The organism is Vibrio sp. J2-4 (genome assembly GCF_021728155.1).
In the GTDB taxonomy this organism is placed as follows: domain Bacteria; phylum Pseudomonadota; class Gammaproteobacteria; order Enterobacterales; family Vibrionaceae; genus Vibrio; species Vibrio diabolicus.
The window spans coordinates 485,766-500,201 of sequence record NZ_JAKKCN010000003.1; the positions used below are offsets into that span (position 1 = coordinate 485,766).

Here is a 14,436-nt window from a genome sequence, read left to right on the forward strand (position 1 = left end):
TGTGCTGCTTGAAGCGAGTTACGATTGCGCGACTTGAGACAGTTCACGCAGTAACGGAAAAGCCTGAGCCACTTGCTCGCCCGTAACAACAAACCCTGTCAATATGCTTTGTTCATTTTCAGCTTTTGCTACGATGCCAGATTGAGAAATCTGCACATTCCAATTCGCGACAGCACTGAAGTCCCCGGCAAGCTGAATTGGGTAACTCGGCGTTTTGACTTTTACCATCATTGGCGGCAACTTCAATTGCGCTTCCTGCCCAAGCAACTGCTTACCTAAAACATTAGCGCTCAACACGATTGGCTGAAGGTATGGAAGCATGCGCCCTTGTATCTCGGCGCAATCGCCCAGAGCGAATACATTGTTCGCAGAAGTCTGCAGCTTAGCGTCGACAGCAATGCCTTTCCCAACCTCTAATCCACAAGCATTCGCTAATTGAGTGTTTGAACGTAAGCCAGCGGCAGAAATCACTACATCAGTATCGATCACTTCACCGCTGTTCAAAGTCGCCACCAACGAATCGGCGGTACGATTCACCTCAACAACCCCATTTCCCAACGCCAGTTGAATGCCTTGCTGCTTAAGTTGGCTTTCCAGAGGCAACGCCACAAACTCAGGAATAAGATTGGCAAGCAAGCGTTGGTTTGATTCAACCACCGTAACGGCTTTGCCGCTGCTCGCAATATCCATTGCAATCTCAACGCCAATCAAACCACCACCGATAACCATTACGCGCTTTGCTTGACTGATTCGCTCTTCTGCGAGCTGATACTCTTGTAACGAATTGAGCGTTAGGACATCGCCAGAAGCATCACCTCGCATTGGAGGAACAAAGGCTTTCGCGCCCGTTGCAAAAATCAGTTTGGAGTACGCATAAACTTGTCCATCTGCTACCACTTGTTGGGCTTGCGTATCCACACTCTCAATTTTAGTGTGGGTTAATAACTCGATATGGTGCTCTTGGGCAAACGCTTCTCCCGTTTTTACCACCAGATCCCTCGCGGTCTGTTTTCTACTGAACACATGGCTCAAATCAGGCTTGTTATACTCCGCACCGTCATCAGCGGTGAATACTTGAATTGACACCTGTGCATCCATTCGACGCACAGTTTTAACCAGTTGATAGGCAGCAAAGCCACTGCCTATGATTACTATTGGTGCTTGCATCACAGCTCCTCACCCCTTGAACTCAACAAATACATCTTTACCCAAGTGACATTCAGGGCAGAGGAAGTAGTCCGGAACGTCTGACCACGTGGTACCCGCTTCAATTCCTTGATTAGGCTCACCCTGAGCAGGGTCATACACCCAGTTACAAACGGTGCAAATCATGCACTGGCAATCTGATGGATGTGCTTCTGAGCTTAGATTAATAAGCTCCCTTTCGACCACGGCTTGCGTTTCTACTTGTACAACGGGCTGTGATTGAACTTGCGGTTCAGACGCAGCCATCATCGGAGACGCAGCAGGACTTGTTAGTGGATGTTTCGCCCACAATTTCGCGATGCTCTTGCCATGTTCACGACACTCACGCATCGCTTTACCATCTGGTCGCCATTTGGTTTTCAGGCTGACTGCCGTTTCAAAACCCGCATCGGTCAACCGTGCGTGGATACGGTCTACCGCACCACCATTCCAACCGTAGCTACCGAATGCAGCGGCTTTTTTCGCTTTAAAGCGCAGACCGGTAATTTCTTCTAGCATGCCTGCGATCTTCGGCATCATGACGTTATTCATGGTAGACGAACCAACCAAGATGCCTTTAGAGCGGAACACATTGGCGAGAATTTCATTCTTATCGTGCTTAGACACATTGAAGACTTTAACTGCGACACCCGGGTCAACATCGTGGATGCCCTGTGCAATCGCGTCCGCCATCATTCGGGTATTGTTCGACATAGAATCGTAGAAGATGGTAATACGATCTTCTTGGTAGTTATCCGCCCATTCCAAATATTGCTCGATGATTTGAACTGGGTTATCGCGCCATACAATACCGTGTGAAGTTGCAATCATGTCGACAGGCAAATTAAAGCTCAACACTTCTTTAATTTTGGATGTTACCAAGCTGCTGAATGGCGTTAGGATGTTTGAGTAGTAACGCAAACACTGTTCCATCAACTCATTTTGATCCACCTCATCGTTGAACAAACGCTCATCGCAGTAGTGCTGACCAAATGCGTCATTACTGAATAGCACCGCATCGCCCGTTAGGTATGTCATCATACTGTCTGGCCAATGCAGCATCGGCGCTTCCACGAACACCAATTGCTTACCGTTGCCAATATCAATGCTGTCACCCGTTTTTACCGTTTTAAAGTTCCATTCGGGATGATGGTGATGGCCAACAATCGAATCAATCGCCGCTTCCGTACAGTAAATTGGCGTGTTCGGAATCTTCTCCATCAATGCAGACAATGCGCCCGAGTGATCTTCCTCTGCATGGTTCACGACGATAAAATCGATCGTCTTAAGATCGATTTCCATTTCTAGGTTCTGGATAAATTGCTGGCTGAATCGATGATCGACCGTATCGATCAGTATGGTTTTCTCTTCACGAATTAGATAACTGTTGTAACTGGTGCCTTTTGTCATTTTGTATTCTGTACCATGGAAATCTTGAACTTCCCAATCGCGTTGACCTACCCAGTGGATATTGTTTTTTACGTGAATTGTCATAATTACTACCTTGAATGACGGGATAAACAAAAATAATTTCTTCTTGTATTGCACTGGGCATGCCAACTTTTAATTACCATATATTTCAATAACTTAATTAAAACACAACTTTAACAACTGTCATTAAGACACAGTTGATAATTGTCATTAAGACACTACAATAGTCATATTGACACAATTGGTATTGGCTATGACTTCTTTAATCGCGCAATGGCTACACATCACGCAAGACCTAAATTCAGCGCTCACTCGGCAAGCTCGATTTGATACCTTATTAACAACGATTCGCGAGATATTAAAATGTGATGCTTCTGCTCTTCTTTTGTATGAAGATCAGCACTTTAAGCCGCTGGCTATCAATGGCTTAGCAAAGGAAGTATTGGGACGCCGTTTTTCTATAAACCAACACCCGAGATTGGAAGCCATTGCACGCGCTGGCGATATCGTACGGTTTCCATCGAATAGCGACTTACCCGATCCCTATGACGGGTTAATTCCGAACATCGACGACAAGCTGCACGTCCATTCATGTATTGGTCTCCCTTTGTTGATCGACGATCAATTGATTGGCGCGATCACTATTGATGCCTTCGACCCGAATCAGTTTGATGGTTTACTCAATCAAGAACTACGCTTTGTCAGTGCGTTAGCCGCGGGTGGCTTGCACACTGCTCTACTACTGGAGCAGTTAGAAACACAAGCAAGCTTGCCACGTGAGTCTTACACTGAGAAACGCACACTAAGCAACGAAATCATTGGCAAATCTGCTGGGATGAAAGCACTTCAAGAGCAAATCGATGCGGTGGCAGATACCGAACTATCTGTGTTGATAATGGGTGAAACAGGGGTTGGTAAAGAGCTCGTCGCAAACGCAATTCATCATCGCTCTCACCGAGCCAATAATACCTTAGTGTACTTAAACTGTGCCGCGTTACCGGAGTCTGTCGCAGAGAGTGAGCTTTTCGGCCATATCAAAGGCGCATTTACAGGTGCAATCAGCAATCGCAAGGGTAAGTTCGAGCAAGCCGACGGCGGCACACTATTCTTGGATGAAGTTGGCGAACTGTCGTTAGAACTGCAAGCTAAGTTACTTCGAGCTCTCCAATACGGCGACATCCAACGTGTGGGTGATGACCGCCATATTCGAGTCAATACACGCATTGTGGCGGCAACGAACCGTGTTCTGCATGAAGAAGTAAAAGCTGGCCGTTTCAGAGCAGATTTGTACCACCGTTTGAGTGTATTCCCTCTTCATGTCCCTCCACTTCGTGAACGTGAAGACGATGTCGTGCTACTGGCTGGTTTCTTTGCAGAGCAACTACGCAGCAAGTTGGGGCTGAACAGTGTTCGACTCTCTCCCACTCTAGTTCAAGAACTTAAAGATTACTCTTGGCCGGGCAACGTGCGTGAACTGGAACACGTCATCAAACGAGCGGGCGTGCTTGCCAAAGCTAGAACTCAATCGCTGGATATCGAATTGGTGGAACAAGATTTCGATATCAAAGCGTCGAACAATCAGCCCATCACTGAAGAGCCAGGTATACCTAGCTCTTCATTTGAACTGTCAGACGCTGGTTTAAAGCAAGCCACTGACACCTTCCAAAAAGCCATTATTCTAAAAGCACTAGAGCAGAATCAAGGAAACTGGGCTGCAACAGCACGTCAGTTAGAACTCGATAATGGTAATTTACACCGCTTAGCCAAACGGTTAGGTATAAAGTAAAAAAAGGATACGGACGGTTTGAATTCCGCAAGAAAATCTATCTCGCTTATGTCAAAATGCACCATCACAATCGAAAAGTCTGTAATGTAATGAACTACCAAGCTGCTATTTTTGATATGGATGGTTTGCTCCTTGATACTGAGCGCGTCTGTATGCGTATTTTCCAAGAAGCATGTGAAGTCCAAAACCTTCCGTTTTATGAAGATGTTTACCTGTCGATCATTGGTCGCAATGCGGCAGGTATTGAAGCAATTTTCCGCAAAGCCTACGGTGAGAACCTAGACCGCCTGCATCATGAATGGCGTACTCGTTACAATGCTGTCGTCAAACACCAAGCCATCCCAGTGAAAAATGGTGTTGTTGAGCTGCTAGAATGGCTGAAAGCACAAGGCTTACCAATCGCAGTAGCGACTTCTACGGCAAAAGAGGTGGCGAAAATCAAACTGGAATTAGCGGGTTTGAGTAAGTACTTCGACAACCTCACCACAGGCTGCGAGGTAAACCACGGTAAACCCGATCCAGAAATCTATTTGCTGGCAGCGAATCGTCTGGATGTAGAACCAAGCCAATGTTTGGCCTTTGAAGATTCCAATAACGGTGTTCGCGCAGCCGTGGCAGCGAATATGGTTACTTATCAGATTCCGGATTTAGTTGAACCTTGCGAAGAGGTAAAACAATTTGGTCATTCCATCGTGCCGTCATTACATGAAGCGTTAGATGCGTTGAAGCAAAATCGCTAAACGTAAACTGCCGCTCTAACTGTTAAAGCTCAGCAATTTGGCTGAGCTTTTTTATGCTTGAGCCTCTCCTCTCACCTTCTCTAATCTACTTCTAATAAACGCCAAGATACTGCTCCAAAGGCTTAATAAGATAGACCTTATCTCTGTACGGGGCGTATTCCTTTCTTTTTTGATTTACCTCACGCCATCGCATGAAATAGGGCCTATGAGTGATCAAATAGTGGAACTAACCAGTACAAGTTTGCAACAAAACGTCAATATACCGCTTGAAGCACGTTTTTCGAGTGAAAATTGGCTGATAATGAGAACTATTGGATGAGATTAATCCAAGTCAGCCCAAAATATAAAATGGAGAGTGTTATATGTCTTTACGTTTATTAGCAGCAACCTTCGCATTAGTAGGAATGAGCTTTGGTGCCCAAGCCAGTGCCGAGTGTGAAGTGTCCCTAGATGCTAACGATATGATGCAGTTTTCTACTAAAACACTGAGCGTTCCAGCCACTTGTAAAGAAGTAAAACTGACGCTAAACCACACAGGTAAAATGCCTGCACAATCAATGGGTCACAACGTCGTTATCGCAGATACCGCTAATCTACAAGCAGTAGGTACGGACGGCATGGCAGCAGGTGCAGAAAACAATTACGTGAAGCCAAATGACGACCGTGTATACGCTCACACAAAAGTGATTGGCGGCGGTGAAAGCACCAGCATTACTTTCAGCACTGAAAAAATGAAAGCTGGCGGCGACTACTCATTCTTCTGCTCGTTCCCTGGTCACTGGGCGATCATGCAGGGTAAATTTGAGTTCAAATAAGAGCTAACAAAGTCAAAACAAGACTCACTATAGGGAAGCCATCGCTTCCCTTTTTATTGCACCTTAGTTAAGCACGTCGATGGATAATCTCATCCAAAGGTACAGGCCTTGCTAAGTAAAACCCTTGAACTTTATCAACCCCACTTGACCGCACAAAGTCATAGTCAGACTGCGTTTCCACCCCTTCCGCTACGACCTCGCAATTTGCAATATGTCCTAACTTAGCAACCAATCGATACAGTTGCCGTCCACGATGATCGTTAGCGTCCAATAGCAGCGATCTGTCTAGCTTAATCTTGTTAAATGGATACTTGAACAAATGAGGAAACGATGCGTAGCCCGTACCAAAATCATCCATTGTGATACGAACTCCCATACTCTGTAGAGCGTTCATGGTGTTAGTTAAAGAAACTTCATTGTCTAATACGGCTTCTTCAGTAATTTCAATTTCAAGCCATTCAGCCGGGATTCCAAAATAGACCAACCGGCCTTGTAAATGCTGAACAAAATCCACTTGTTGAATGGTAGCAACAGAAACATTAATGGCCACTCTTCGCTGCTCAGATAATCCCATTTCCTTCATATCCGACAACACCTTTTCGAGTACTAATTTATCGAGCAGTGGCATGGCATCTAACCGGTGAAAATCTTCAATAAACGTTGGTGAAAGTAAGTTTCCATCTTCATCTTTATATCGAATAAGCGCTTCGTAAGAATACTGTTCCACATCCTTTGTTGAGTGCTGCTTTTGATAAAACATCACCAACTCGCCTTCACGAAGAATGGAAGTTAAACGCTTCTGCGCGGATGACTTGCTGATACTCGATGTGTTCGCATCTTTCACACTACTGAGTAGTGATTTAAATAGGGATTGTTCTAAACCATTGTAAGTATTACTTACACCAAATTGCCCCACATATTTGCCTGCATAGGCTAGATAAAAAGGTCGATAAATTAGTACACCAATCGCAATCACCACCAGTTGAAGTATCGCCCCCTGTACCTGATGCCCCATTGCAACATAACCACTCAACAGAGGCGGTGTCATCCAGTTCACAATATTTTCAACAGGCGCAATTAAGCCGGAAGCAATCGCACAGTAGGTGATGAGAAAACTTACCAGCGGTACTAATACAAATGGGACGACCAGAATAGGGTTAAAGATGATAGGCAAGCCAAATAGCAGCACTTCATTGATGTTGAACATCACCAATGGGGCTGCCGCTAACGCCAGTAAAATATGATTGCGCTCTTTAGCGAACAATAACAGACACAGGAGTAAACTGATGCTATTCCCTGACCCGCCCATGGATAAAAATGCGTCGTAAAAACCTTGGCTAATAACGTTAAGCGACGCTTCGCCTGTTTGCCAAGCAGCCATGTTGGCTTCGGTCGCAGCGTATATTTGCTGCTTGATGGCAAACAACATGTTGTGACCATTAATGCCCGCCGCTCCTAATAAGCTCAAGATGGATTGATAAAATAATCCTCCTGTGAACGTCAGCGGATCAAAGTTAAGTCCAGCCACTGTTGTAGTAAAAGCATCCATCACCGCTGCGGTGACATGAGATAAGCTAACCGCAAATAAAACGAATACGAAAAAATGTAAGACATCTTTAAAAAGACGAGAAGAGAAGTCCATTGCTTGAGGATCAAGCAGCTCAATTCGGAAACTTTTACAATAAACGTATGACACCGTTGCACTAAAGAGTGCTAATAACGGGTTATTCGGCAACATGTAATTACTAGAAAGGCTGTCATTCTCTATTGAAATTAAATAGAACATGACCAACGAATAAATGATGATAATCGCGCTCGACACGTTCACTTTATGCGATAAATAGTAACCAGCCACAATGCAAAACGCTGTGGGATATAAGTTGATTAAAATATCAGAAAGATGGAACAATAACTGAGAAACCTCTGACACCCCTAGGATTCTAGAAGCGTGACCAAGAAAGATGGCAAGTGCGTTAGATAGCGTCAGCGGTAACAGCAATAAGGCAATAGAAGCGAGATCAGTAAGATAAGATTTAGATCCAAGTCGCCATTTATCTGTAAATACCGTTAGACGATGAAAGGGATCAAATACGCGTTCACGACGAGTGTGCATGGTGAGTTCTTATATTAAGTAATAATCATCGGCTGCGAAATAGGCAGCCGTAAATGCAACGGCCAGACTCAGTAACGTATTATTTGGTGGATAATTTTTAGTGTTTCTATTGGCTAAAACAATAGTTTGAATTGCCAGTCACAGCGCAAAGATGTCGCAAGTGCAATTTAACGATTATATACCCCTTGATCCAATGAGATTATTATCCTTAACGATAAAAGCCATACCAAGCATCTCGATATGGCTATCGTTAAAACTGATGTATATACCCTAATGACTTCAAGAAGGAGGCTTCGGTGACACGCCCTTGACGAGCGAGTTGATTTGGCTCACATACACTGTGAACGATTTTTGATTTAGCACGAGTAGAACTTCAAGTCGTTGTCTCGTCTGTAAAACAAATCATTCAATCCCGTGTAGCTCTTTCCAGTTTCCTGGATGAACCACATAGCCGAACAGGGCATGCCCACCATAAACCAGCTCGGTTCCTTCCGGGATCCACAGCATCTGACCTGGGTGAACAAGATGTGTTTCACCGTTTGCGGTCAGCTCGAAACAGCCTTCAATCACAAAAATAACCTCATCATAAAGCACCGTCCAAGCCACTTGAGCGCCTTCCCATTTAGCAAAGCCTACGCCAATGTTTGGTGAAATTTCTGGGCTTAACGCCCTGGCAACATACGCCATTCCAGGCGTATCACCACGAACATTAAAATCTAGGTTTTTACTATCAACGAGTTTGACTTGCTTCATAATTCACTCCGGCTTTGCCATTTTGCTAATTGGATACGCGTTTTTACTCCCATGCCTAAAAAAGGCTCTGGCGGATTCAAACAAGGCATTCCTGTCACTTGCTGTATGTCTTCCAATGATTTAGATGTCGCACCAACGACATAGTCAGCTAACAGCGTTCCAGAAATGGTTCCCCACGCAGCGCCAACACCATTGTCACAAGCGCTGGCATAAACACCTTCATCTAATTGACCAAAAAAGTTAGTAAAGTTACGAGAGATGGCATATACCCCACCCCATGTGTGAGTAAATGGTACGTCGGCCAGCTCGGGGTAACGCGCCAAAAAGACTTGACGATGATCGTCTCGGATTTGCTCTCTGACTTTATCGTTCATGCTTGAGCCATATTTCGGCACGTGTTTGTAAGTATTTCGGATCAAAATACGTCGATCGGCGGTCATACGTAACGTCGTTCCCGCATGATCTGCTGGAGTTAAACCCCAATTCAGCTCACCTCCGTATCGTTGCATTTCTGCGTCGCTCAATGGACGCGTCCAGCTTGCAAAAGTCATCACTGGCAGTAATCTGTTTTTAAGGTAACCAAACTCACGAGTAAAAATGCTGGTGCCAAGTAACAGTTCAGTGGTTTCAACAGAACCACTATCGCCATGTAATACCCAGTAACCGTTTTCTTTACTGAGTTTGCGGATTGGCGAGTTTTCTAACACCTCGACATTCTCTGGAAGGCTTTCCCCTAGCCCACGCACCAGAGCAGCAGGTTGCATTAAATAACCACCTGGCGTGTAAATTGCGCGGCTGTAGTAATTTGTCCCTAAGACTTTCGCCAGCTCACTGCCATTAACATGGAAGTATGGTTCGCCAAGGTCTTTCATTAGGTGCTCAAAGTGATCGAGATACGCTTCACCGCGTGCCCCTACGGCTCCTTGATATTTGCCCTTTGCTGACCACTGACAAGAAATACTGTGCTTCGACACTAAAGTGTCTAGCTGAGCAATCGCAGAACGGTTGAGCGATAATAACTTTTGTTTGTGCTCAGGATCGGGATGCTCAAGTGAAAACTTATGGGGCAAATCGATCACAAAGCCCGAATTTCTCCCTGACGCCCCTTGGCCGATACGTTGTGCGTCAATCAGTATAATTCGTGCGTTAGGCTGAAGTTCAGCTAAACGTCTTGCCATAGCTAGTCCAGCGAAACCGGCACCTAGCACGGCATAGTCAGCAGTTTGTTTACCTTTTAACGCTGGTTTTTCTGCAATACTTGGCAACGCATGGTACCAACCACATGTTGCATCATCATTGGGTAAATGAATCATCTTCTTTCTCCGTTACGCTGCTGACAGTTTCAATGACAATTGATCTAGCCAAGGGCCACGTAATGACTGTACTTTTCTTCCTAGCAACGCAAAGCCAAGCATCGTTCCCTCAGGAGAATAAAACGCAGCGGTCAATTCATCTGCCTGACTCTCGATATACCATTGTCCCAGTTCGTTCGGGGCAACCGGGAAAATAGTGACTGGAAGAATCGGCGTTTTTACAATCACAGGAGTTGGCGTTAACGAGATTGACGCGACATCGCCTAGCAAGCTTTTCGCCACGGAAGGAATCATTTGATTAATCGGCGCAATATACGGCTGCCAACCTTGCTCCGTTTCAACACAGTCGCCTAGCGAGTAAATATTCTCATCACTCGTCTGGCCGAATTGATTCACTTTAATGCCGCGGCCCACTTCTAGCCCTGCCTGCTCAGCCAGCGATACATTTGGCTTGAGTCCAACCGCGCTTAGCACTAGGTCTGCTTCAATTTTCTTGCCACTGTTTAGATGCAAAACCGCGCTTGATTCGGACATTGGCTCGATTCTGGCGAGACTGTCTTGTAGAGCCCATTGCACGCCTCGATCGGCAAGTGCACTTTGTAATGATTCACCCAACTGTTGCGGGATCAAACGCTCCATTGGCCATTGACCTAACCCGATAACTGTCACTTCATAACCGCTTTCGATCAGGTCATTCGCGAACTCACAGCCAATTAAGCCATCACCTAGGATCGCGATGCGCTTTTTGTCTTGCAGCTCCGCTCTGAAACGGCGGTAATCAACTAAGTCGTTCACACTCATAACACAAGAGCGATCTCCCTCAATTGGGATTTCAATCGGTGATGCACCTGTTGCCAGTACCAAGCGGCTGTAGGCGTATTTGCCGATAGAGGTGTGTAGCGTTGAATTGGCACGATCGATATGTTCAACACGGGTATGCGGGTAAACGCGGATATTGAGACGGCTTTCCCACTCCAACGCGCTTTCACTTTGTAGCGCGTCGCCGTCTTTGTTCATGACCAGTGCATTAGACAATGCAGGCTTGCTGTACAGTGCGCCATCATCAGCGGTAAAGACAGTGATCGGAACCGTTTCAGATTGCGCTCTAAGTGCCGCTGCCAACTGGTAACCACTGTGGCCACTACCGATGATAACAATAGGGTCAGCTGAAAATATAGGCTGAGTGACTTCAGATGGAAGTGGCTGAGCCGCATTTGGCTGAACAGACGATCCTACCGATACCGAAGACACTGCCGCGACCTCTTCTACTGGCGCATCGTCGGTAATTTCGATCATTTCAAAATCGGCCTTACCCACTAAACAGTCAGGACATAACCAGTCATCCGGTACATCTTCCCATGCTGTTCCTGGTGCAATGCCATCGGATGGCCAACCTTGTGCTTCATCATAGATTAAGCCGCAAATAATACAGAGCCACTTTCTCATCACTTATACTCCAACTACCTTGTTCAGAATTTCCGTGTTTACAAACCGCTGTCAGATTTGTTGTGATTCCATCAACCTCGCCCTAGCTTGTGGTCTGAAATCCAAGCCGGTACGAGGTGATGAAAATCAAGTTACACGGTAGCTATACGTTGCTGTCTTACTGCAAACGAATGGCAATATTGCGTGTCTGGACATAGCTATAAATCGCTTCTTGTCCTTTTTCTCGCCCAAACCCGGACAAGCCCACGCCACCAAATGGTGTTTCGATACCACCAGCAAACCATTCATTGATGAACACTTGCCCACCACGCAGTTGCTGCGCCACACGCAATGTTGGGTTTAGGCTTTCACCAAAGACACCAGCAACCAGGCCAAAATCGGTGCCATTCGCGATCTCGATTGCTTCTTGCTCAGTTTCAAACGGTGTAATCACCAAAACAGGACCAAACACTTCTTCTTGTGCAATGCGCATATCTGGCGTGGCTTCAATCACTGTTGGTGCCACAAAGTAACCCGATAGATCAGGTGCGTAGCCACCCGTCAGGATGTTTGCGCCGTCGGCTTTTGCTTGCTCTATCATTTCAAGCACGCGTGCTTGTTGATCAGCCGATACCAACGGTGTGATGTCCGGCTGGCTTTCGCCTTGGCCAATGGTTAGGCTTTTTGCCATTTCCACAACCGCCGCTTTTACTTCTTCATAACGCTCTTTTTGAATCAGCAAACGAGACATTGCCGAACAAACTTGACCAGCGTTAAAGAAAATACCGACCTGAACGCTTTTCAAAAGTGTTTCGAGGTTCGCATCTTTCAGCGCGATAGCGGCAGATTTACCACCCAGCTCCATCACTGATGGTGTGGCGCGTTGTGCAGAATCTTTCAGGATGCGTTGGCCGGTCGGTACCGAACCCGTAAAGACGATTTGATCGACTTCTTGGTGCTGAACCAAGTGACTGCCAACCACGGAACCTTTGCCACATAGCAGGTTAATCGTGCCTTTCGGGAAGCCCGCTTTTTCAATCGCTTTAATCAACAACGTCATGGCAAGTGGGGAAATCTCTGGCGATTTGATCACCACTGCGTTACCTGCGGCTAATGCAGGTGCCAATGAGCGTGCACAAATAGAGACAGGGAAATTCCACGGCACAATCTGCACTGACACGCCAAACGGCACATATTGAGTGAAGTCGACATAGTCTTTACCCAACGGAATTGACGTGCCTTCCAGCTTGTCGGCCATGCCAGCGTAGTATTCGAAGTAACGTGCCGACTCTAAAAACTCATCTTTGGCATCTTGCAAAGATTTCCCATTTTCACGACAGGCAACTAACCCACCTTCATCAACCATTTCAAGAATAGCTGCGGCTGCTTTTAACATCCACTCGGTTCTGACGGCTGGACGAACGTCCGAAAGAAGACCTTGATTGACTACTCGACGTGCCGCTTCCATTGCGCGATCGGCATCGGTGATAGTGGCTTCTGCAATCGTCGCATACGCTTCGGCTGTGCCAGGGTTCATGACGGTCAGCGCTTGCTCTGAATCGCACCACTCACCATCAATATAATTAAGGTAATGCATCATCTTACTGCTCCAGTGCCGCTTTCACTTGCTTTGCCAACCAGGTTTGGAAGAAATGCGTCGGAACATCCATTTCTGGTGAGAACACGCCACCACTAAAGCCAGGGGAGTAACGACCTTCCTGCATACCTTCGACCGCTCCAATATCTTCGCCGAACACGACTCGCCACGACTCAACGGTAGCGGTACGACACGCAGCAAACTCATCTTTCGTTGCTTCATCACCCACATAGAAAACACGTAGGTGCTCAACACTCTTATTCGCAGTGATTGGTTCAATCATCATTGCAAAGGCATGATCGGCTTGAATACCAAGCAACACGTTTGGAAAGAGTGCAACGTATTCTGCATGACGCAGTTTATCTTCTGGCCAGCTTGGAAATTTAGGTAAGTGTGTTCCTGCTGTATCAGAAAGGTTGTACGCGAGACTACCTTGACCAGCAAAGCGCTCTGCAAACATGATGTTGTAGTGATCCTCTAGGCGAGAATAACTGTTCAAACTCGGATGCACCCAAGGTAAGTGGTAAGCCTCGCAGTAGTTTTCTACGGCAAGCTTCCAGTTACTTTTCACTTCGATCTCTAAGTTGCCACCCATGTTCACGCGGCGAAGAAGCCCTAACCCATCTTCACCTAAGAATTGCTGCCAACGTTGCTCTAGTGGCGCGATATGATCTTCAAAGCTTTCTGCATTGCCCGATAAGTTAACGAATACCATGTCCATCCAAACGGCTGAACGAAGTGGCTTAAGGCCGTGTTTTTCACACTTAAATCGATCATCTTTGTGTTTTGCGATACCACCGATGTGTGGTGTGCCTTTTAGATTGCCGTCAAGATCGTACGTCCATGAATGGTAAGGACAGCGAATCATGCCTTGAACTTCGCCTGCCTCATGAACCAGCTTCATACCTCGGTGGCTACATACGTTGTGGAAGACTTGGACTTCACCTTGACGATTTCTCATCATGAGTAGTGGAAGATTCATGAAATCAAGTGGCATCACATAGCCATTTTTAAGCAGGTCTGATGCAAAACCAATGCATACCCAAGTGTTACCAAACACCTGATCACGCTCAAAAGTAAAATACTCTTCGCTGGTGTAGGCCTGATTCGGCATCCCTGTTGCTTCACTGATTGGGTTCAGTACATTATCAACTAGTTCAACAGGAATAATGGTTTGGTTGACATTGCTCATATTCTTATCTCCGAGAGTCGAGTTGCATCCAGTGCGTACAACATCGTGTTGTGTTAGTGGAGATGATTTTGATTAACAACCCAGCA

The 14,436-nt window shown here is 46.0% G+C and carries 11 protein-coding genes and 1 pseudogene; 3 read left to right on the forward strand and 9 right to left on the reverse strand.

Translation table 11 applies throughout. The annotated features are described in order from the left end of the window. Window positions 1-18: 18 nt before the first annotated feature. Window positions 19-1,167: an NADH:flavorubredoxin reductase NorW gene (norW, locus tag L3V32_RS12420; protein WP_237284398.1), complete on the reverse strand. Its 1,149-nt coding sequence runs from the start codon at window positions 1,165-1,167 to the stop codon at window positions 19-21. 9 nt (window positions 1,168-1,176) lie between these two features. Then, complete coding sequence (norV, locus tag L3V32_RS12425) at window positions 1,177-2,679, reverse strand: anaerobic nitric oxide reductase flavorubredoxin (protein ID WP_237284399.1); 1,503 nt, start codon at window positions 2,677-2,679, stop codon at window positions 1,177-1,179. A gap of 190 nt (window positions 2,680-2,869) precedes the next feature. Between norV and norR the strand changes: the two genes are divergently transcribed. The 3 genes from norR (at window position 2,870) to azu (ending at window position 5,957) form a co-directional block, all read left to right on the forward strand. Further along, window positions 2,870-4,402: a nitric oxide reductase transcriptional regulator NorR gene (norR, locus tag L3V32_RS12430; RefSeq protein WP_237284400.1), complete on the forward strand. Its 1,533-nt coding sequence runs from the start codon at window positions 2,870-2,872 to the stop codon at window positions 4,400-4,402. An 89-nt stretch (window positions 4,403-4,491) separates the two neighbouring features. Next, on the forward strand, window positions 4,492-5,142 hold the full coding sequence (locus L3V32_RS12435; protein WP_005392456.1) for an HAD family phosphatase: 651 nt from the start codon (window positions 4,492-4,494) through the stop codon (window positions 5,140-5,142). Between the two features lie 362 nt (window positions 5,143-5,504). Continuing rightward, the gene (gene azu, locus L3V32_RS12440; protein WP_005392455.1) at window positions 5,505-5,957 is read left to right on the forward strand and encodes an azurin; all 453 of its coding nucleotides are present in this window, start codon (window positions 5,505-5,507) and stop codon (window positions 5,955-5,957) included. Window positions 5,958-6,024: 67 nt separating this feature from the next. Here the strand turns inward: azu and L3V32_RS12445 are convergent, their stop codons facing one another. The 7 genes and pseudogenes from L3V32_RS12445 to L3V32_RS12475 all read right to left on the reverse strand — a co-directional run bounded on the left by L3V32_RS12445 (window position 6,025) and on the right by L3V32_RS12475 (window position 14,350). Next, window positions 6,025-8,070 carry an EAL domain-containing protein gene (locus L3V32_RS12445; protein WP_237284401.1) on the reverse strand — a complete coding sequence of 682 codons (2,046 nt, stop codon included), beginning with the start codon at window positions 8,068-8,070 and terminating at the stop codon, window positions 6,025-6,027. 402 nt (window positions 8,071-8,472) lie between these two features. After that, the gene (locus tag L3V32_RS12450; protein WP_005392453.1) at window positions 8,473-8,823 is read right to left on the reverse strand and encodes an ethanolamine utilization protein; all 351 of its coding nucleotides are present in this window, start codon (window positions 8,821-8,823) and stop codon (window positions 8,473-8,475) included. Next, complete coding sequence (locus L3V32_RS12455; RefSeq protein WP_237284402.1) at window positions 8,820-10,136, reverse strand: FAD-binding oxidoreductase; 1,317 nt, start codon at window positions 10,134-10,136, stop codon at window positions 8,820-8,822. The genes L3V32_RS12450 and L3V32_RS12455 overlap by 4 nt, the downstream gene beginning before the upstream one ends. Before the next feature lie 12 nt (window positions 10,137-10,148). Then, window positions 10,149-11,432 carry an NAD(P)/FAD-dependent oxidoreductase gene (locus tag L3V32_RS12460; RefSeq protein ID WP_237284600.1) on the reverse strand — a complete coding sequence of 428 codons (1,284 nt, stop codon included), beginning with the start codon at window positions 11,430-11,432 and terminating at the stop codon, window positions 10,149-10,151. Next, window positions 11,421-11,582 (reverse strand): annotated as a pseudogene (locus tag L3V32_RS12465) (rubredoxin); the annotation flags it as partial. The gene L3V32_RS12460 and the pseudogene L3V32_RS12465, both read right to left, overlap by 12 nt. A 157-nt stretch (window positions 11,583-11,739) precedes the next feature. Beyond that, window positions 11,740-13,161 carry an aldehyde dehydrogenase family protein gene (locus L3V32_RS12470; protein WP_237284403.1) on the reverse strand — a complete coding sequence of 474 codons (1,422 nt, stop codon included), beginning with the start codon at window positions 13,159-13,161 and terminating at the stop codon, window positions 11,740-11,742. A gap of 1 nt (window position 13,162) precedes the next feature. Next, complete coding sequence (locus tag L3V32_RS12475) at window positions 13,163-14,350, reverse strand: aromatic ring-hydroxylating dioxygenase subunit alpha (RefSeq protein WP_005392447.1); 1,188 nt, start codon at window positions 14,348-14,350, stop codon at window positions 13,163-13,165. Window positions 14,351-14,436: the final 86 nt, after the last annotated feature.

Coding starts and splice junctions, on each gene's coding strand:
- norW (WP_237284398.1), bottom strand. CDS start 1,167: ATGCAAGCACCAATAGTAATCATAGGCAGTGGCTTTGCTGCCTATCAA.
- norV (WP_237284399.1), bottom strand. CDS start 2,679: ATGACAATTCACGTAAAAAACAATATCCACTGGGTAGGTCAACGCGAT.
- norR (WP_237284400.1), top strand. CDS start 2,870: ATGACTTCTTTAATCGCGCAATGGCTACACATCACGCAAGACCTAAAT.
- L3V32_RS12435 (WP_005392456.1), top strand. CDS start 4,492: ATGAACTACCAAGCTGCTATTTTTGATATGGATGGTTTGCTCCTTGAT.
- azu (WP_005392455.1), top strand. CDS start 5,505: ATGTCTTTACGTTTATTAGCAGCAACCTTCGCATTAGTAGGAATGAGC.
- L3V32_RS12445 (WP_237284401.1), bottom strand. CDS start 8,070: ATGCACACTCGTCGTGAACGCGTATTTGATCCCTTTCATCGTCTAACG.
- L3V32_RS12450 (WP_005392453.1), bottom strand. CDS start 8,823: ATGAAGCAAGTCAAACTCGTTGATAGTAAAAACCTAGATTTTAATGTT.
- L3V32_RS12455 (WP_237284402.1), bottom strand. CDS start 10,136: ATGATTCATTTACCCAATGATGATGCAACATGTGGTTGGTACCATGCG.
- L3V32_RS12460 (WP_237284600.1), bottom strand. CDS start 11,432: ATGATCGAAATTACCGACGATGCGCCAGTAGAAGAGGTCGCGGCAGTG.
- L3V32_RS12470 (WP_237284403.1), bottom strand. CDS start 13,161: ATGATGCATTACCTTAATTATATTGATGGTGAGTGGTGCGATTCAGAG.
- L3V32_RS12475 (WP_005392447.1), bottom strand. CDS start 14,350: ATGAGCAATGTCAACCAAACCATTATTCCTGTTGAACTAGTTGATAAT.